At 66.9% G+C, this 17,871-nt stretch carries 22 protein-coding genes and 2 pseudogenes; 10 read left to right on the top strand and 14 right to left on the bottom strand.

Annotated features, from left to right (window positions below; all coding sequences use genetic code 11):
* The 4 genes and pseudogenes from NNX37_RS07700 to NNX37_RS07715 all read left to right on the top strand — a co-directional run.
* Positions 1 to 1,548: a nicotinate phosphoribosyltransferase gene (locus NNX37_RS07700; RefSeq protein WP_255791775.1), complete on the top strand. Its 1,548-nt coding sequence runs from the start codon at positions 1 to 3 to the stop codon at positions 1,546 to 1,548.
* Positions 1,545 to 2,189 carry an NUDIX domain-containing protein gene (locus tag NNX37_RS07705; RefSeq protein WP_255791776.1) on the top strand — a complete coding sequence of 215 codons (645 nt, stop codon included), beginning with the start codon at positions 1,545 to 1,547 and terminating at the stop codon, positions 2,187 to 2,189. Before NNX37_RS07700 ends, NNX37_RS07705 begins: the two co-directional genes overlap by 4 nt.
* A 225-nt stretch (positions 2,190 to 2,414) precedes the next feature.
* Positions 2,415 to 2,621, top strand: a pseudogene (locus NNX37_RS07710) (DivIVA domain-containing protein); the annotation flags it as partial.
* Between the two features lie 48 nt (positions 2,622 to 2,669).
* Positions 2,670 to 2,843, top strand: a pseudogene (locus NNX37_RS07715) (DivIVA domain-containing protein); the annotation flags it as partial.
* A gap of 55 nt (positions 2,844 to 2,898) precedes the next feature.
* On the opposite strand, the gene arfB reads toward NNX37_RS07715, so the two are convergent.
* The 6 genes from arfB to NNX37_RS07745 form a co-directional block, all read right to left on the bottom strand.
* Positions 2,899 to 3,321 carry an alternative ribosome rescue aminoacyl-tRNA hydrolase ArfB gene (arfB, locus tag NNX37_RS07720; protein ID WP_255791777.1) on the bottom strand — a complete coding sequence of 141 codons (423 nt, stop codon included), beginning with the start codon at positions 3,319 to 3,321 and terminating at the stop codon, positions 2,899 to 2,901.
* A gap of 33 nt (positions 3,322 to 3,354) precedes the next feature.
* Complete coding sequence (locus tag NNX37_RS07725; RefSeq protein WP_255791778.1) at positions 3,355 to 3,720, bottom strand: serine/threonine protein phosphatase; 366 nt, start codon at positions 3,718 to 3,720, stop codon at positions 3,355 to 3,357.
* A 23-nt stretch (positions 3,721 to 3,743) separates the two neighbouring features.
* A complete protein-coding gene (locus NNX37_RS07730; RefSeq protein ID WP_255792807.1) occupies positions 3,744 to 4,289 on the bottom strand; it encodes a DUF1697 domain-containing protein in 546 nt (181 codons plus the stop codon).
* A 21-nt stretch (positions 4,290 to 4,310) separates the two neighbouring features.
* The gene (locus NNX37_RS07735) at positions 4,311 to 5,093 is read right to left on the bottom strand and encodes an alpha/beta fold hydrolase (RefSeq protein ID WP_255791779.1); all 783 of its coding nucleotides are present in this window, start codon (positions 5,091 to 5,093) and stop codon (positions 4,311 to 4,313) included.
* 80 nt (positions 5,094 to 5,173) lie between these two features.
* Positions 5,174 to 6,007 (bottom strand): SDR family oxidoreductase, encoded by an 834-nt coding sequence (locus tag NNX37_RS07740; RefSeq protein ID WP_255791780.1) that lies wholly within the window; start codon positions 6,005 to 6,007, stop codon positions 5,174 to 5,176.
* A 144-nt stretch (positions 6,008 to 6,151) separates the two neighbouring features.
* Positions 6,152 to 6,580: a VOC family protein gene (locus NNX37_RS07745; protein ID WP_255791781.1), complete on the bottom strand. Its 429-nt coding sequence runs from the start codon at positions 6,578 to 6,580 to the stop codon at positions 6,152 to 6,154.
* A gap of 100 nt (positions 6,581 to 6,680) precedes the next feature.
* Here NNX37_RS07745 and NNX37_RS07750 point away from each other — a divergent pair, with 100 nt between their 5' ends.
* Positions 6,681 to 7,661 (top strand): helix-turn-helix transcriptional regulator, encoded by a 981-nt coding sequence (locus tag NNX37_RS07750; protein WP_255791783.1) that lies wholly within the window; start codon positions 6,681 to 6,683, stop codon positions 7,659 to 7,661.
* Between the two features lie 69 nt (positions 7,662 to 7,730).
* A complete protein-coding gene (locus NNX37_RS07755) occupies positions 7,731 to 9,092 on the top strand; it encodes a CoA transferase (RefSeq protein ID WP_255791784.1) in 1,362 nt (453 codons plus the stop codon).
* Here NNX37_RS07755 and NNX37_RS07760 read toward each other — a convergent pair.
* From NNX37_RS07760 to NNX37_RS07770, 3 genes are all read right to left on the bottom strand, one after another.
* A complete protein-coding gene (locus NNX37_RS07760) occupies positions 9,049 to 9,504 on the bottom strand; it encodes a hypothetical protein (RefSeq protein WP_255791786.1) in 456 nt (151 codons plus the stop codon). The two genes, NNX37_RS07755 and NNX37_RS07760, sit on opposite strands and share 44 nt — an antisense overlap.
* A 112-nt stretch (positions 9,505 to 9,616) precedes the next feature.
* Positions 9,617 to 10,186, bottom strand: a complete 570-nt coding sequence (locus tag NNX37_RS07765) for a hypothetical protein (protein ID WP_255791788.1) — start codon at positions 10,184 to 10,186, stop codon at positions 9,617 to 9,619.
* 265 nt (positions 10,187 to 10,451) lie between these two features.
* Entirely contained in the window at positions 10,452 to 11,018 is a 567-nt protein-coding gene (locus NNX37_RS07770; protein ID WP_255791790.1) for an MOSC domain-containing protein, read from the bottom strand.
* A gap of 158 nt (positions 11,019 to 11,176) precedes the next feature.
* Here NNX37_RS07770 and NNX37_RS07775 point away from each other — a divergent pair, with 158 nt between their 5' ends.
* Positions 11,177 to 11,863 carry a M15 family metallopeptidase gene (locus NNX37_RS07775; RefSeq protein WP_255791792.1) on the top strand — a complete coding sequence of 229 codons (687 nt, stop codon included), beginning with the start codon at positions 11,177 to 11,179 and terminating at the stop codon, positions 11,861 to 11,863.
* Between the two features lie 29 nt (positions 11,864 to 11,892).
* Here NNX37_RS07775 and NNX37_RS07780 read toward each other — a convergent pair whose 3' ends face one another.
* The 4 genes from NNX37_RS07780 to NNX37_RS07795 form a co-directional block, all read right to left on the bottom strand.
* Positions 11,893 to 13,200, bottom strand: coding sequence for a Y-family DNA polymerase (locus NNX37_RS07780; RefSeq protein ID WP_255791793.1), 1,308 nt, complete (start codon positions 13,198 to 13,200; stop codon positions 11,893 to 11,895).
* Positions 13,193 to 13,612, bottom strand: a complete 420-nt coding sequence (locus tag NNX37_RS07785; protein ID WP_255791794.1) for a LexA family protein — start codon at positions 13,610 to 13,612, stop codon at positions 13,193 to 13,195. The genes NNX37_RS07780 and NNX37_RS07785 overlap by 8 nt, the downstream gene beginning before the upstream one ends.
* A 71-nt stretch (positions 13,613 to 13,683) precedes the next feature.
* A complete protein-coding gene (locus NNX37_RS07790) occupies positions 13,684 to 14,223 on the bottom strand; it encodes a TM2 domain-containing protein (protein WP_255791795.1) in 540 nt (179 codons plus the stop codon).
* Between the two features lie 162 nt (positions 14,224 to 14,385).
* The gene (locus tag NNX37_RS07795) at positions 14,386 to 15,393 is read right to left on the bottom strand and encodes an NAD-dependent epimerase/dehydratase family protein (RefSeq protein WP_255791796.1); all 1,008 of its coding nucleotides are present in this window, start codon (positions 15,391 to 15,393) and stop codon (positions 14,386 to 14,388) included.
* A 115-nt stretch (positions 15,394 to 15,508) separates the two neighbouring features.
* Here NNX37_RS07795 and NNX37_RS07800 point away from each other — a divergent pair, with 115 nt between their 5' ends.
* Together NNX37_RS07800 and NNX37_RS07805 are read left to right on the top strand one after the other, a co-directional pair.
* Positions 15,509 to 16,354 (top strand): aldo/keto reductase, encoded by an 846-nt coding sequence (locus NNX37_RS07800; RefSeq protein ID WP_255791797.1) that lies wholly within the window; start codon positions 15,509 to 15,511, stop codon positions 16,352 to 16,354.
* Between the two features lie 28 nt (positions 16,355 to 16,382).
* A complete protein-coding gene (locus NNX37_RS07805; protein ID WP_255791798.1) occupies positions 16,383 to 16,727 on the top strand; it encodes a hypothetical protein in 345 nt (114 codons plus the stop codon).
* A gap of 2 nt (positions 16,728 to 16,729) precedes the next feature.
* On the opposite strand, the gene NNX37_RS07810 is transcribed toward NNX37_RS07805, so the two are convergent.
* Positions 16,730 to 17,059, bottom strand: coding sequence for a hypothetical protein (locus tag NNX37_RS07810; RefSeq protein ID WP_255791799.1), 330 nt, complete (start codon positions 17,057 to 17,059; stop codon positions 16,730 to 16,732).
* Between the two features lie 107 nt (positions 17,060 to 17,166).
* Here NNX37_RS07810 and NNX37_RS07815 point away from each other — a divergent pair, with 107 nt between their 5' ends.
* Positions 17,167 to 17,871, top strand: a complete 705-nt coding sequence (locus NNX37_RS07815; RefSeq protein WP_255791801.1) for an SOS response-associated peptidase — start codon at positions 17,167 to 17,169, stop codon at positions 17,869 to 17,871.

The raw sequence follows: 17,871 nt of genomic DNA on the forward strand, positions 1-17,871 counted from the left end.
ATGACCACCACAGCACCCGCCACCGCACTGACCACTGCCAGCATCACGGCCGCCCTCTTCCAGACGGACGCGTACAAGCTCGGCCACATCCACATGTACCCGCAGGGCACCACGAAGGTCCTCTCCAACTTCACCAACCGCGGCTCCCGCCTCGAGGGCGTGGACCACGTGGTGCACTTCGGACTGCAGGCCTTCCTGCAGAAGTTCTGCATCGAGGCCTTCGCTCCGTTCTTCGCCGCCGACGAAGACGAGGCCGTGGCCGAGTACCAGGCCGGCCTCAATGACATCCTCGGCCCCAATACCGTAGGCACCGGCCACATCCGGGCCCTGCACCGCCGCGGCTACCTGCCGCTGATCTTCCGCGCCGTTCCCGAAGGAACCCGGGTACCCCTGCGGGTCCCGTCCGTCACCGTCGAGTCCACCGAACCGGAGTTCTTCTGGCTGGTCAACTACATCGAGACGGCGTTGAGCGCGTCCATCTGGCAGCCCTCCACCGCAGCGACCATCGCCGACAAGTACCGCGGCATCCTCGATGCCGCTGCCGAAAAAACCGGCACGGATGCCGCGTTCGTGGACTGGCAGCTCCACGACTTCTCCTTCCGCGGCATGCCCGGCGTCGAGGCGGCTGCCGCCTCCGGCGCCGGCCACCTGCTCTCCTTCAAGGGATCGGACTCCCTCGGCTCGGCAGACTTCATCCGCCGCTACTACAACTCCTCCTTCGGGGCCGACAACGGCCAGATCCTCGGTTCCATCCCCGCCAGCGAGCATGCGGTCATGTGCGCCGGCGGCCAGGACGGAGAAGCCGAGACCTTCCGCCACATCCTGGAGGTCAATCCCAGCGGCAACATCTCGCTGGTTTCCGACGGCTACGATCTGTGGCACGTGCTGCAGAACATCCTGCCGGGGCTCAAGGACATCATCACGTCCCGCGACGGCAACGTCGTTATCCGTCCCGACTCCGGGGATCCCGCCGACATTGTCTGCGGAACCTCCACCCGGCCCGGCGCCGTCGTCCCTGCCTCGGTGCCGGCCATCGCCGACGACCCTGCGTTCTTCGGCGTCGTCGCCATCCTCGACGCGGAGTTCGGCTCCGTCCGCAACCAGGCCGGCTACAAGGTCCTGAACAACGTGCGCGTGATGTACGGGGACTCGATCACGCCGGAACGCGCCGCCGACATCACCGACCGTTTGGAGAAGGCGGGCTACGCAGCCGAGAACGTAGTGCTGGGCGCCGGGTCGTTTACCTACCAGTACGTCACACGGGACACGTTCTCCTCCGCCGTCAAGGTCACCTACATCGAGGTCAACGGCGAAGGGCGCAACGTCTTCAAGGATCCGATCACGGCCAAGGGCTTCGGGTCCAAGCGTTCAGCCACCGGCCGCCTGGCCGTGACCCGGAACGACGACGGCGAGCTGGCCCTCATCGAGAAGTCCACCCCCGAGCAGGAAGAAGCCTCCCTGCTGCAGCCGGTGTGGGCCAACGGTGAGTTCCTCCGCCGCCAGTCCTTCGCCGACGTGCGGACAGTGCTCGGTAACATTTCCTCATGAGCATTGATCGGCAGCAGCCCCTCGTCTCGATCGATACCGTGCCCTTCATCGGAAGGGACGGGGGGCTGTGCGTGGTGACCGCGGAGCGGGCCAACGAACCGTTTGCCGGTGTCCAGGCGCTCCCCGGTGTCCTCCTGCTTCCCTCCGAACGGCTGGCCGAGGCCGCACTGCGGGCATTGACGGCCAAGACCGGAGTAGGGGAGGGGCAGGTGGAATACATCGGCACGGCCGGCGTGTACGACAATCCGGACCGTGATCCGCGCGGGCCGACCATCTCGATTGTCCACACCGCCGTCCTGCAGCCGGACGCCCGGCTCGATGAAACGAGGGCGAAGGTCACCCCGGTGGAGCAGGTCTCCGGACTGCCGTTCGACCACGACACCATCATCCGCCGCACCGCCGGCACCGTGCTGGATGCCCTCTGGGTAGACCAGCCACTGACGAAAGCACTGCTGGGAAAGCACTTCACCACCGCGCAGGCGGCCCGGCTCATCCGGAATCTCGCAGCCGCCGCTGGGCGCAGCGAACCCGATTCCTCCAATCTGGGCCGGATGCTGGCCCGGAACCCGGCCCTGTCCAAGTCCAGCGAGGCAGTCGCCGCGGGCCGCGGCCGTCCGGCGGCAGGGTGGTCCTGGACATAGCCGGAAACATCGAAATCAATGGCGGCTTTCGAAAGGAGCAATCGGTTACAGTTATTGTCGCCAGGATTTTGATCCGTTCAGCTGCAACACAGACTGACCTTACGAAAGTCGAACTCCATGTCTTTTGAGTATGTTTCAGCGGTAATGGCCCAAGGGGCGAGCGAAAGCGACGGCTCAGGAAAAATTTGGATTTTCGTCGCGGTAATAGTTCTGCTCACCTTGGTATTGCCGAATGCTTCGAAATCAACCAAATCCAAGGGGGAATCCGTCACCTACGGAACCGGAACTCTAACAGCTGAAGAGGTTGTCGCGAAGCGCTTCCAGCCCACCAAATTCAAGGAGGGCTATGACCAGGACGAGGTGGATGACTTCCTGGACCGCACTGTCCAGGAGCTTCGGCGACTCGAAAAGGAACGTCTTGAACTGCAAAAGACGGACATTTTTAGGCAGGACGTTACCGCTTCAATTCTCAGCCCTGAAGAGGTAATAAATCAGAGGTTCCAGCCGACAAAGTTCCGCGAGGGGTATGCGCAGAATGAGGTGGATGACTTCCTGGACCGGATTGCCACGGGTCTTCGGGGCCGCGTTTCCGAAAATGAGCAGCTTCGGCGCCGGCTAGGCCCGTCCCAGTACGGAACATCGACGCCGAGCTAACCCGGAGTCGGCCCATCCGTGGGCAGCCCCCATCGATGCCCCGGCCCTGACGGACTTAATCAGCCGGCGGCCGTTGCCGTTGCCGCTTCGTGGCAGCCCGTTGTTTCTTGGCGTCGAGGCGGCGGTAGTTCGAGCCCCGGGTAGCTTTGGTCCTGCGGCGCGGGGGAGGTCCGGGCGCGAGTCCACCTGCCACGAGGGCGGCGAGCTTGGCCAGGGCTGTTTCCCGATTGCGAAGCTGGGAACGTTGCTCGGAGGCCGTCACAGTCAGCACTCCAGCCACCAGGCTGCGTTTCAGCTGCTGCAGTAGCAGTAGACGTTGCTGGTCCGACAGCACCGTAGAACCGGCTACGTTCCAGGAGAGGGCGACGCGGCTGTCCGAGGTGTTGACGTGCTGGCCCCCAGGGCCGGACGAACGGGAGAACCGCCACTCGAGTTCAGCCGCGGGAATCGTGAGCGCGGGCGACACCACTAAATCCATCCCTCCAGCGTCGCACGAACGAATCCGGTAGGGCTAACGCGTATGCAGCCGGTCGGTGGGCAGCAGCAACTCGACGACAGCGGTCATATCGGCTGCCTTGGCAATCGCGCCCTCAGCTGTTGGAGCCACCAGCACCCGGTCCCTGTGCACTTCCTGGATCAGCACGGGGATCTGCTGTCCGTCGTCGTCGAGCCACCACTGCTCCATGAACATCCGAAGCCCCAGCTCGTCGAGCAGGGACTCCGCGGCATCGAGGTCTCCGGCCTCAGCGCAGCGGCGGTGCAACAGGTCATACGGTATGAAAGCGCCGTCGTCGGTCATATGGATGTACCCCACGTGCTCGCCGTCAAGGCTCCGCAGATGGTCAAAGGTGTTTTCGGACGGCAGGGGTTCGGACATGGCAGGACCCTAACACCTACGCATCACCCGGGCAGCAGGTCCCACAGCTTCCGCGTGGTTTTCCAACTGCGGATCGTCATCGACTTGTACAGCGGGGAGGCCGCGATGGTGCTCAGCCGGCTCTTGGTCAGCTCGGCGCTGAGCCGCTGCGAATAGATCACGCCCTCGCCCGCCCAGACCGCGTCGATGCCTTCGCGCGGGCGGAACGCGCCCATCGCGGTGTCGGCATCGATGCCTATGAGGAAGATCGCGTCGGAGTGGTAGAGGTCGGGCCGCTCACCGAAGTTCTCGGGCCGGTGCTCGACGACGGCCTGCAGCTGCGCGCGGTCCAGCACCAGAACCTTGACGAGTTCGTCGTCGAGTTCGAAATGCTCGGTGAGGGCGGCTTCGATCCGGCTGCCGATCGAGGCCGCGTCGTCATTCGACGCCAGGAGAACATTGCCGCTGGCGATATAGGTGGAGACCTGCTGATACCCGAGGTCCTGCAGATGCTCCCTCAGCGGCTGCATGGGGACCTTGTTCCGTCCGCCGACGTTGATGCCGCGCAGGAGGGCGAGGTAGGAGGGCATGTTCCCCACCCGGGTTGTCCGTTACTGCACCGGTATGCGGCGGCGGATTTCGCGCACGGTGCCCGACGGATCGGGGGAGTGGTCGTGGGATTCCGGCACCGTCACCAGGACCGCGTGGGGCATGCGCTTGGCCAGCTTCTCAGTGGCGTCCATGATCACCGGGTACGTGGTGGTTCCGCGCAGGATCGTGACGGGCACCGAGACCTCCGCCATCGCCGCCGTCGGGGTTGATACGGCCTGTGAAAGGCGCGCGTCGTAGACGGCGGACTGGGCCAGCGGAAGGAGCGCCGGGAAGAACGGACTGGTCCGGATCTGTTCGATCATCGGTTCCGGCAGGCCGATGCCTTCACGCTGGAAGGTGGTGACGGCCTCGGTGGGGTTGTCGGCGTCGACGAGGGACTGGAGCCGGTCCGGAAGATCCGCAGCAGGTTCCCTCTCGCCGAAGAGGAACGGCGGCTCCGAAAGGAACAGGTGGCTGATCGGCGCTCCTTCGGCCGCGGCCAGCAACGCCAGCATCGCGCCCGAAGAATGTCCGAGGACCGCCGCCTCGCCGCCGACGGCGTTCAGCACCGCTGTGAGGTCCTCCACCTCCCGCTGCGGCGAGTAGGGGGAGGTGTCGCTGCTTTCCCCGCGGGCACGGCGGTCCACGGTCACGGCCTGAAAGCCGGCGGCCTTCAGGGCGTCGGCCAGCGGGACGCCGGCGTCGGCGGTTGAAAAGGCACCGCCGACAATGACTACCGGGGTGCCGTGGCCCACCTGGTCGAAGGCGATGCGGGTGCCGTCTGCGGAGGTTGCGTACAACATGTCCCAGATTCGATCACACCGCCGGCGCCCCGGCAATCAGTGAATCCGCATCCGTTCCTGCGGCGCGGAACTTTTCCTCCCTAGCCGGCGACCTGGCTGCGCTGGCCGGTATCGACGGCGGCCACCGCACCGCCGTCGACCAGCAGGTCAGCGCCGGTCATGAAGCTGGCATCCTGGCTGAGCAGGAAGGCCGTGGCATTGGCGATGTCGAAGGCGGTGCCGAGACGCTTGGTGCCGGACGCCTCGATCATGGCTCGCATTTGCGCGCCGGATTCGCCGGAGAGTTCCTGCTGGCCCATCGGGGTGGAAATGACGCCGGGGCTGATGCTGTTTACGCGTGCCCCGCGGGCACCCCAGCGCAGGCTGGCGGCCTGGACGCGGACCTGGTTGGCGCGCTTGGCCACGCTGTAGGCGTGTCCGGGGTGGTCGATGCCGGCAACAAACGGAATCAGCAGCAGATCGTCCGCAGGGACGGTGGCCAGGCTCGCCAGCACGTCGGCGGGTATCTGTCCGCCGGCCATGTAGGCAGACATGCTGGAAATAACGACGCCGGCTCCGCCCGGGGCGATGACCTTTTCGAACTCCTCCAGCACCACGGCGACACCGAAGAGATCCACCTTCCAGATGGCTTCCACGGGTGCCTGGACGGGGGAGAGCCCGGCCGTGTGGACGACGCCGGTTACGGCGCCCAGCTCACGGGCGGTTGCGGCCAGCGCGGCCACCGACTGCCGCGAGGAGACGTCCACCTGCTGGGAGACGACGTCGTAGCCTTCGCCCAGTGCGGCCGCGTGCACACTCTCGAGCAGGTCCTCGTTGAAGTCGGCCAGCAGGATCTTCCGTCCCGCGCCGGACCGGCGCATAACCGCCTGCCCCATGCCGCCCATGCCGATGACTACCAATACGTCCGAGGCCATAACGCTCCTATGCTTAAAGTGCCGGCGGGGGAAACCACCGGGTGTATGCCTCCGAGACTAGCCGGTCTCCGGCCCTCCCGGACCCGCGCCGCGGCGGGCACGTCCCGGACATCGGTGCGTGCCCGCCGTGTACCGGGCACGGGGTTAGCCGGCGGGGTCATAGGCGACGGCGACGTCAAGCACCCACGTGACGCCGAAGCGGTCCTGCACCATTCCGTAGGCGGGGGAGAAGGCCGAGGGTGCCAGGTCCTGCAGCACGGTGGAGCCGGCGGAAAGCCGACCCCAGAGGTCAGCGATCTCCTCCGCCGAATCACCGCGGACCGAAACGAAGGAGGACTTCTCGCCCTGGTCATAGGACACGCTGGCGGGGACGTCGTAGGCCATCACGGCGAATCCGTTCCCGCCCGTGACCTGCCCGAACTTGACCTGGCCGGCCTCCTCCGGGCGCTCCACGCTGTAGGCGTCCGCGTTAGTGACGACGACGAGCGAACCGCCGAAAACCGAGTGGTAGAACTCCAGGGCATCCCGGGCATCGCCGCGGAAGTTCAGGTGGGGTGTGGTGGTGACAGACATGGAAGCTCCTTCTTCAGGGTCCGGGCGGTTTCCCGGTAACACCCACTCTTCTCCCAGTAGAGGTCAGGTTCTGGCCGCTATTCCGCCTATCTTTTGTCTTATGACCACCACGACGTCGCGGCTCCTGACCCTGCTTTCACTCCTGCAGACTCCGCGCGACTGGCCCGGGCAGGTGCTGGCGGAACGGCTGGAGATCAGCCCCCGCACGGTGCGCCGCGACGTCGACCGGCTGCGGGAGATGGGGTACCACATCTCCGCGCTGAAAGGCCCGGACGGAGGTTACCGCCTGGAGGCAGGGGCCGATCTGCCTCCGCTGCTTTTCGATGAGAACCAGGTGCTGGCGCTCGCCGTCGCGCTGCAGTCCGCACCCCTGACGGGAGCGGGGATCGAGGAGGCCGCCGCCCGGGCGCTGGCCACGGTTCGGCAGGTCATGCCCTCCCGGCTGCGCCACCGCCTGGACGCGCTGCAGTTCACAACACTGCCGGGTCCCCCTGGCACAGCCGTTCCGTCGGAGCTGCTGCTGGCCCTGTCCGGTGCGGTCCGGTCCCGGCAGGTGCTGCGTTTTGACTATGCGGGTGCCCAGTCGGGCGACGGCGACGCCGGTTTCGCGCCGCCGCGCCGCGCGGAGCCGCACCATCTGGTGGCCTCGCGCGGACGCTGGTACCTGGTGGGCTGGGACCTGGACCGGAACGACTGGCGGATCTTCCGCGCTGACCGCATCACGCCGCGGATGCCGGCCGGTGCGCGGTTCCGGCAGCGGGACCTGCCCGGCGGCAGCGTGCACGGGTTCCTCGCCGCCCGGTTCCGGGGAGCGGAACCGGGTGAAGGGTCTGACTGGCCCTGCCGCGGCGCCGTAATCCTTCACTTACCGGCGGCCGACGTCGTTCCGTTCGCCGGGGACGGCACCGTTGAAGCGGTTGGATCCGACCGGTGCCGGCTGGAGGCGGGCTCCTGGTCCTGGGCCGCGCTGGCGGCCTCGTTCGGCCGGTTCGACGCCGGACTCGAGGTGGTCGGCCCGCCTGAACTGGCGGCCGCCTTCGTGAAGCTGGCCGCCCGTTTCACCGCGGCGGCAGCACGGTAGGCACATAACATCTTCGCGTCGCGGTCGAGCAGGCCCGCCGGAACCGGCATCGGACTGCATAATGCCGTTATGGCTGCCCGTCACCGGAACACGAATCCGCTTCCCGCACTCTGGCAGGGCCTGTCCCCGCTGCTGCCGGAAAACGCTGAACTCGCACCATGGACGGGGCCGCGCTGGTGGTGGACCGGTGCCCTGGATGTGGAAGGACTGGCCCTCGGATCCCTGCAGACGCTGGCTACGGCGCTCGCCGTCGGGAACGGCGCCGCAGGCAAGAGCCGGGACATCGCACTGACCTCCCGGGGTGCCGCAGTGTCCTTTGCCTCCTACACCCACCTGCGGGTAAACGGCCAGCCCGTCGGCGGGTTCGCCCCGCTGTCGGGTTTCCGCCGCACCATCGACGGATGGGTCCGGCTGCACGCCAACTATCCGCATCACGAACGCGCCCTGATCACGGCCCTGGGTGTTGCCTCACCGGACGGCGTAGACGCCGCACTGCTTCGGTTGACCGCCATGGAGGTGGAGGACCGGGTGACGACATACGGGGGAGTGGCAGCCGCGGTCCGGTCGCCAACGGAGTGGATGAACTCCCCGGCAGGCAGGGCCCTGCAGGGGGAACCATGGATCCGGCTGGACACAGCACCGGCACCAGCGCCTTCCCGTACAGTGCCGGCTGCCCTGCGCGGCGGGTCCGGCGGGATTCTGGCCGGCCTGCGTGTTCTGGACCTGACGCGGGTGATCGCCGGTCCGTCGGGAAGCCGGATCCTGGGCGCCCTTGGGGCCGACGTGCTGCGGATCGACCCGCCCGCCACCCCGGAGCTGGTGGAGCAGCACATTGACACCGGCTTCTCGAAGCGCAGTGCGGTGGCCGACCTCACCGACCCGGCCGCCTACCGGCGGTTCCGCGAGCTCCTCGAGGCGGCCGACGTCGTGCTGCTGGGGTACCGGGGCGGCTCCCTGGCCCGTTTCGGACTGGAGCCGGAAGCACTGCGGGCGGATTTTCCGGGGCTGGGAGTCGTCAGCTTCGACGCCTGGGGTGATACCGGGCCGTGGGCCGGGCGGCGCGGTTTCGACAGCATCGTGCAGGCCGCCACCGGCATCGCTTCCCTCTACGGCAGCGGTGACGGGAACTTGTGGCGGCCCGGAGCGCTGCCGGTCCAGGCGCTGGACTATGCCACGGGGCTCGGGGTGGCAGCCGCCGCGGCGGCGCTTATGGGTGCCCGGAACCGGGGCATCAGTGGAGCTGCCCACCTGTCGCTGGCGCGTACCGCGCTGGAGCTGATGCGGCTGACGGGAAGCAGCTTGAGTACAGCCGGCCGCCACAGCGTTACGGCAGTTCCGGGCTGGTCTGGGAATGACCCCGCCTTCCGTCGGGCTATCCCCGCGGTAGTCAGTTGGCGGAAAAGTAGAAGACAATCCCGGCGGCCACGATGAAGAGCATGCCGAGCGTTGCTGATCCGGCGGTAAGCATGCGGGACGGTTTCCTGCCCCTCCGGGTGACCGTGTGAATAAAAGCCAGAATGCCGAAACAGAAACCAATCAGTGCAAGCACAATAACCACCGGATTCAACGGCGGGCCTTCAGACGCAGGGTCGCTCCCCATGACACCGGTGAGGGACAGAAGAACCATCACGGCTCCCAGTGCCATTCCCCCGAACAAGGGAATGATGAGGTTTGCCTTGGCTGCATCGCGGTTCCCGGTAAATGTTTCGGCGGTCCGCTTGCCGTACGACCCCTCCATCCCCGCGTTCGTGGCCTTGACCAGCCAGTTCCGCCGGGAATACCCGAGAGCACATCCGGCAATGATGAGTGAGCCGATGAGAACTCCCGGCCAGAAAACGGACATAACGAACCCCCGGTGAATGAGACTGGGCCCGAATGCCGGGCTGCCGGAAGGCTAAACCAACGGGACCGGGCTGTCACTGGGTAATTAACCGCTTCTTTGCTGGGAATCTGTCCTAGTCGGTCTGGGCGCTGACCTCGTCCTGGAGCGACGGATGGGCCGAGCACTGGCTTCTCAGGGTCAGGAGCTGTTCTGCGTCGTTCGCCCCGTAGTCGATAAAGGCGCCGTCGGCCCGTCTCCCGGTGACAATATAGGTGTTCTTGGGTTCGTTTCCGGCCGGGGGGTCCATGGACCGGGTCAACTCGTATCCATGATCCTGCAGGTAGGCCCGCATTTGTTCCCTAGCTTCACCGGGCCCGACGGGTGCCGGAGGTCCAATCAGTCCAAACTCCATAAAGCGCTGCTCCGTGCCGTCAGCGGTCCTTCCGCAGGGCTCCGGAGAAAAAGCGATGACGGGCTCGTCAGGAGCCCAGATCGTTCCGTTCTCATAGGTCCACCCTGATGTGCCGGTAGCGCTGACCGCATCAGCAGCCATGCCTATGAGATCGTCAAAGACCACCGCTGCGGGAGGGCCGTCAGCCGCCGCAGGGGTTTCCTGGACACAGGAACTCAGGGTCAGCAGGGCAATTATCCCCGCACCGATCACCGAGCATTTCAAGGGGTTACCCCGCTGTGGACTGTTCATGTGGTCCGTTCTGTCATGCCCGGATGCGTTGAACAGCCGCTGCCTGCTTCGACAGCGCCCAGAGCTGCGGAAGCTGCGGCACAGCGAACGGCGGATATGCGCATATTCACGGTCTCTCCCCCCAGGAGCGTAATACCAGGTGAACCGGTGCCGCCTCTTCCGGCGTCCTCGGGCGATGCTAGGCGAAGGCGACGCATGGCACAAACCGCGGTGGCAACGGAGACGCACAGATCCGAGCCGCGGCATGGGTCCGCCTGCACCTCCCTTAGGGAAGCCGGCCGGGCCGCAGCAGCGCGGGCACGGCAGCCCGCGCCGGATCCAACGGCACGGGGCTGAGGAGCACGGCCGGTCCGCGGTGAAGTGTTCCGCTGCTCAGCGGCCGGCAGCGCAGCCCGCCCCGGCCGCGCATCGCCTTGTGCGCACCGGGCGCCAGCACCCGATCCATCCAGGCGCACGGATGCGCCTGCCTGCCGCCGTGGAACTCAACCCGGCCGTGCGCCGATTCGAGGACGAAGTCCTGCCCCAGCAACGGGATCAGCTCGGCACCGCGGAGCACGACGTTGCGGCGGGGCAGCAGCGGATCGAACCGGTCCGCGCCCAGCTCCGCGGCGATGGCCTCCAATGACTCGACGGCGAACAGCGTGACGGCAGCATCCATGTGGGCTGCCTTGCCGAAGAACCGGTCACCGACAATTCCCTTGCCGGCCACCACCTCGGAGCGATCCGCATCGGTGGTGGCGACGTCGGCCGCTCCGTCCTTGGCACGCCCAAAATAGGCGTGTGCGGGCGAGACGAGCAGGTGCAGGATCTCGACGTCGTACGCATAACTCATGCCTCCACGCTAACCGTTCCCGTCGAACCGGCCGCACCGCCCGTTCCGTCCGCGGGGAGCCGCGGCACGGGCGCGCCGGTGCCGCGCGCTTTGCACCGCACGTGCGAGGATGGCGCGAAATGACGAGGGTGCCATGTGGATGAGGGGGTAGCGGAACAGTGCGGTACGTCTACCTGCGGACATGCGCGTCCATGGCCGGCCTGCTGTGTTTATGCCTGGTCGTCTCCCTTGCCGTGTTCCTGAACCTTTCCGATGTGCCGGCCGACGCGGCGGCTGCGCCCGAAGCCGAGGCGCCGGACAGCGTCACGCTCGTGGTCAACAAGCAGCGCCCCCTCGCGGTGGACTATGTGCCGCCGGATCTGGTAGACGCGGGCGGGCTGCTGCTGCGGGCCGAAGCGGCTGCGGCCTATGCCGGCATGGTGAGTGCTGCCGCAGCCGAGGGCGTTTCCATTTCCCCGGTCAGCGGCTACCGGTCACGGGAGGACCAGTCCCAGCTGCACACCTCCTACACCGAGAGGTACGGCCAAGAGGGAGCCGATTCGCTCTCCGCCCGTCCCGGCTACAGCGAGCATGAAACCGGGCTGGCCGTGGACATCGGCAATCCGGACGGCCTGTGCGCACTGGAAACCTGTTTTGAAGGAACGGCAGCCGGTTCCTGGGCCGCGGCGAACGCCCACCGGTACGGCTTCCTCATCCGCTATCCGGCCGGGGCGGAACAGATCACCGGGTACGCCTACGAGCCCTGGCACCTGCGCTATGTGGGGTCGGATATTGCCGGCGGAGTCTACGACGCCGGCGTGACGCTGGAGGAGTTCCTCGGTCTTCCGGCCGCTCCGGGGTACTGAACCGCGGCGGCCGAAGGGGGACACCGCCGCTAAACGGCCTTGACCACCGGCAGTTCGCTCCACTCGGTGGTGTACCGGGGCGAGGAATACCTGCGGGACATGGTCCACTCCGGCGTCGCCGTCGACATCCCTGCCAGCCCGAGCCCGATGCTGGCAGCCCCGTATTTGTCCGTGACCTTCCCCAGCAGCTCGCCCAGGTTCCGCCGTTCCTGAACGGAAACGAACTCCTCAAAGAGCGGCTGGGCACCGGCGGACTCCAGCCCGCTCAGCATCACCCCGGCCTTGGTGTACGGGACACCCTCCACCACCTGGGACTCGAGGGCGCCGACGGCGGCCCGGCTGAGGACCACGGGATCCGACGTCGGGCTGGGCAGGCGCACGGTGGCCGAGGGGAACGACGCCGCCCGCTCGCTGAAGTGCGAGGTGCCCGCGTAGGCAGTGAGGATGCTGGCCTGCTGCCCCTCCCGCTCCAGCCGGGCGGCTGCCTGCTGGGCGTAGATGCTCATCACCTGCCGCATTTCCGCACCGCTGGTGACCGGCGTCGAGAAGCTGCGGGAGAAGATCAGCTGCTTGCGGTCCGCCCGTTCGTCCTCGTGCGGGATGCAGGCGGTGCCGTTGAGTTCCAGCACGGTGCGCTGCAGGGTGACCGAGAATTTCCGGCGGATCAGTGCGGGATCGGCGGCTCGGAGGTCCGCGACGGTGGAGATCCCCATTGCATCGAGTTTCGTTCCCAGCCGGGAACCCACACCCCACAGGCCCGTGACCGGAACTCGGGACATGATGGCTTCCACGGCGGCCGGGTCCATGGTCTCGAGGTTGCAGACGCCCTGCAGATGGCGGTTCTGCTTGGCGATCCGGTTGGCGAACTTTGCCAGGGTCTTGGTGGTGCCGATGCCCACGCAGACGGGCAGGCCGGTGTGCGTGGCGACGGCGGTGCGGATTGTTGCGCCCTGTGCCTCCAGTTCGCGCGGCGTGCCGGCGAGTCCGAGGAAGGACTCATCGATGGAGTACACCTCCTGCCACAGCGCGTAGCGGCCCAGCAGTTCCATCACGCGGGAACTGAGGTCTCCGTAGAGCTCGTAGTTGCTCGAGCGCTGGATCAGGCCCACGCGCGGCGCTGACTCGGCGAGCTTAAACCACGGCGTGCCGGTCTTGATGCCCAGCGCCTTCGCCTCATCCGAGCGCGCCACCACGCAGCCGTCATTGTTGGACAGCACCACCACCGGCACTCCGGCGAGTTTCGGATCAAAGGCGCGCTCGCAGGAAACGTAGAAGCTGTTGACGTCCACCAGGGCGATCCGCTGGCTGCCGCTGGAGGGGGCAGCCGAGTCAGACATGGTGCAGGCAGCGGGTCACAACGCCCCAGACCGACAGTTCCGACGGCTCGGCCACCAGGATGTCCGGATAACCCGGGCTCTCGGCCCGCAGTACGATGCGCTGTCCGGCCAGCAGCAGCCGGCGGACCGTGAGTTCCCCGTCCACCACGGCGACGACGACGGCGCCGTCGCGCGGAGTGAGCGAGCGGTCCACAATCAGTTCATCGCCGTTGCAGATGCCGGTGCCCGCCATGGAATCGCCTTCCACCCGCACCACGTAAGTGGAGGTGGGGTCCCGGATCAGGTGCCGGTTGAGGTCGATCCGGCCGTCGAAGTAATCCCGGGCCGGACTCGGAAACCCTGCGGCGGTCGCGGCGTCGGACTCCGACGGCGGGGCGGGGCGGCGGGAACGGTCTGCTGAGAACACCGCCATGCCGTGGCCTCCTATGGGACTGTTCTAGAACATACTTTCGAACCCATAGCCTAGCACCGTGCCGGTGGCCCTTACTTGAGCGGAACCCCGTGGGCATCGGCGCGGAAGGCCTTGGCGTTGCAGAGAATCATCAGGCCTTCGACGAATCCCCAGGCACCTCCCAGGCCGCTCGTGACCACGGTCACGATAATCTGTGCGATGCCCAGGTTGTTGTTGCCCAGGTAGAAGCGGTGGACGCCGAAGCCGCCGAGGAATACTCCAAGCAGTCCGGCGGCGACGCGGGATTTCTGGGGACGGTAACCGGAGCCCTGCGGCGCATGGCCGAACTGGGCATGGCCGTAGCCCTGGGCCTGGTTCGGGTAACCCTGGACGGGATACCCCTGGGCCTGGTTCGGGTAACCCTCGCCGGGCTGGTTCGGGTATCCGGGTGAGGGATAGTGAGGTGCCTGCTGCCCGTATCCCTGGGGATTCTGCGGCTGGGAGTGCTGGGCCTGGCGGTCGGCCGCCGGCGCGGTAGCTTCGGGTTTCTTGGGGGAGGCGTATTGCTCGTCCCAGTCGTCGGACCACCGGTTTCCGTGGTTGTTTCCCTGGCCTGGACCGTTACCTGACATGCTTCCCTCTAACGTTTTTTTCGAAGCCATCCGGACGGGGTGTCGAGATTGCGTTTCAACTCCGGCGGCGAGCGCCGTAATCATCCGGATATACCTGCTGCCTGCACTCTAACAGTCGCTGGAAACAGAAGCGTCAAACCCGCCCACTCCGAGGGAATCGTTCTAGCTCCCCGCCCGGACCCGGTCCGCGAGCCGGTCGCTGAGCTCCATCCAGGCCGTGTCCAGGACCTGTTCCTGAGGATGGGCATCGTGCCACTGGACGATTTCGCGGGCCCCTTCGGAAAACGGGATCACCGCCCGGTAGTCCGGCACGAGGGATTTGATCTTGCTGTTGTCGAAGATGACCGAATGGCTCTTGTCGCCCAGCAGGCCCGGGCCGCGCCCCGGATCATGGGCGGCAATGGTCTCCGATGCCACGTGCACCAGCAGCGGCTCCGGAACACCGGCGGCCGCCGCCAGGGAACGGTACACGGCATCCCAGGGCAGGAACTCGTCGGACGTGATCGTGTAGCTCTCGCCGACGGCGGCGGGCCGCCCCAGGATCCCCACGAAGGCCTTCGCGAAATCCCGGCTGTGGGTCAGCGTCCACAGGGAGGTGCCGTCTCCATGCACCACCACGGGCAACCCGGCGCGCAGCCGGTGGATGTCCGTCCAGTGCCCGGTCAGCGGCACCATTGTCGCGTCGTAGGTGTGGGAAGGCCGCACAATCGTGCCCGGGAAGCCCTCGCTGCGGTAGGCCCGCACCAGGACGTCCTCGCCGGCGATCTTGTCCCGGGAATACTGCCAGAACGGGTTGCGCAACGGCGTGGACTCACGCACGGGGAGCCGAGCCGGGGGCTTCTGATAGGCCGAGGCCGAACTGATGAAGACATACTGACCGGTCCGGCCGCGGTACAGTTCCACCGCCGCTGCCACATGTTCGGCAGTAAAGGACAGGAAGTCCGCCACGGCGTCGAACGTGCGGCCGCCCAGGGCGGTGCGCACAGCGCCGGCATCCCGAACGTCCGCGGAGAGCACTTCGACGCCGGCCGGCACCGGGCGCAGCGCGGATACACCGCGGTTCAGCACGGTCACCCGGTGTCCGAGGCTGCAGGCGTGCTCGACGGCGGCGGAACTGATCACGCCGGTGCCGCCGATGAAAAGCAGATCAAGTGCCGCGGGATGCGTCATTGCAGGTTTCCTTAGGTGGTTCCTTGACTGGGGGCGGGAGCCGGGCTTAGGTGGAGGTGCCCCGGCTCCCGGCTGCACCCAGCCTAGATGACCTCACCGCAGGAAAGGCACCGCCATGACAGAGAGTCCCCGCACCGTTGTTCCGGACCTGACACTCGGCAACTCCGTGCGCATTCCGCAGCTGGGGTTCGGTGTCTTCCAGGTTCCGCCCGGCCGGACGCAGGAAGTGGTGGAAGACGCCCTGGCCGCCGGCTACCGGCACATCGACACCGCCGCCGCGTACGGCAACGAGGCCGGCGTAGGAGCGGCCATCGCGGCGTCGGGCATTGAGCGGTCCGAGATCTTCGTGACCACCAAGCTGCGCAACGGAGACCAGGGCAGGGCGCGGGCCGCGTTCCTGGACAGTCGGCGAGCGCTGAACCTCGACGTCGTCGACCTGTACCTGATCCACTGGCCGGTGCCCTCGCAGGGGATGTTTGTGCAGGCCTGGAAGGAACTCGAGGCGCTGTACCGCGACGGCTATATGCGGGCCATCGGAGTTTCCAACTTCCTCATCGACCATCTGGATGCCCTGTATGAGCAGAGCCAGGTGCTGCCGGCCGTGAACCAGATCGAGCTGCACCCCGGGTTCCAGCAGGCGGCGCTCGCCGCCGAGACCATGTCCCGCGGCATTGCCGTGGAGGCGTACAGCCCGCTGGGGCAGGGGACTGAGCTGGCCGGAACTGAAGTGGCGGCGCTCGCTGGGAAGTACGGGGCCACCCCCGCACAGGTGGTCCTGGCCTGGCATCTGGGGTCGGGCCGGATCGTCATTCCCAAGTCGGCCAATTCCGAGCGGATGCGGGAGAATCTCGCCGCGGCCGGACTCGAGCTGACAGAGGAGGAGCTGGCGGTCCTGGACGGACTGGACGGCGGCCGCCGGCTCGGCGCCGACCCGGCGACTGCGGACTTCAGCCAGTTCTGACTGAAGCAGGCACTACCCGGGAGGAAAGATGCGGCCGTCCCAGGAAGCGCTCGATCTCCTGCACGCCATCGCCGGCGAGCTGCAGGAGGACGGTCCGCTGACCGTCGGCACCATGTTCCGCAGCCCCGGGCTGCGTACCGGATCCAAGATCGTGGCCTTCCTCGGCTCGGGTGACTACCTGATCGTGAAGCTGCCGATGGTTCGTGCCCGGGAGCTCATCGCTGCCGGCGCCGCTACGCCGGTCACCATGGGTAAGCGCACCATGCGGGAATGGATCGAGGTGCCCGCCGCCGCGGACCCGGCAGCCACGGCGCGGCAGTGGACTGAACTGACCCGCGAGGCGCTGGAATATGTGCGCAGCCTTCCGGACTGACCTCACCCGGCCTCCCGGGCAGTGCGGTCCCCGAGGGTTTCCTTGCGGGAGTTGTTGGTCCGGCGCGTCACCGCGGACGCCCACACCCAGGTGGCCCGCCGCAGCCCCGCGTCCTCCCAGAGCACCTGAACGGCACGGGAGGACCAGCTGCAGGCCTCGCCCTTCACCCGCTCCGCGGCTCCGGGGAACCGGATCCAGGCCCAGACCGGTACCCCGGGCACCGAGGTGGTGACCGGATTGTGCTCGAAGTCCAGTTCTTCCGGGGTAAGGCTGATCGGCTCGGCCCGCCGAGCATAGCGGGCCGCCAGCCGCTCGGCGGCGTCCTGGTTCATATTCTTAAAAATAGAACATATGTTCGAAAGAAGGTAACCGGGGCCGGCGGCGCCGGGGTACCTGGCTTTCTCATCCCGGGGCCGGTCCATGGTGCACAATGGGTGCCATGTGCGGACGTTACGTAATGGCAAGGGCGACCTCGGACCTGGTCTCGGCGTTCGCCGTCGAACAGACGGTGGGACCGGATGTGCTGCCGTCCTGGAACGTTGCACCCACGGACGACGTGCGGATCGTCACCGAGCGGTTCTCCAACGAAGCGCCAGTGCGGCGGCTGGCGACGGCGAAATGGGGCCTGGTGCCGGTCTGGGCCAAGGACCCGAAGATCGGGTCCCGGATGATCAACGCCCGCCGCGAGACTCTCCTGGAGAAGCCGGCGTTCCGCAAGGCGGCGGTGAAACGCCGGGCACTGGTGCCGGCGGACGGCTACTACGAGTGGGAAAAGTCCGCGGATGGAAAGATCCCCACCTATCTGTACTCCGGGAAACAGGATCCGCTGGCGTTCGCCGGCCTGTACGAATTCTGGCCGGACCCGGCACTGCCGGAGGACCACGAACACAAATGGCTGCTGAGCGTCACCATCATCACCACAAAGGCCACCGACGCCCTGGGCCACATCCATGACCGCACTCCGCTGATCATTCCGCCGGACCTCTACGCGGACTGGCTGGACACGCAGCTGAGCGGCGGGGCCGACGTCGCGCAGCTGCTCGACGCCGTACCCGAACCCACGCTCACCCCGCGTGTGGTCTCCACCGAGGTGAACTCGGTACGCAACAACGGGCCGCAGCTGATCGAGCCTGCGAGCGCCTGA

This window comes from Arthrobacter zhaoxinii (assembly GCF_024385505.1).
Lineage (GTDB): Bacteria > Actinomycetota > Actinomycetes > Actinomycetales > Micrococcaceae > Arthrobacter_B > Arthrobacter_B zhaoxinii.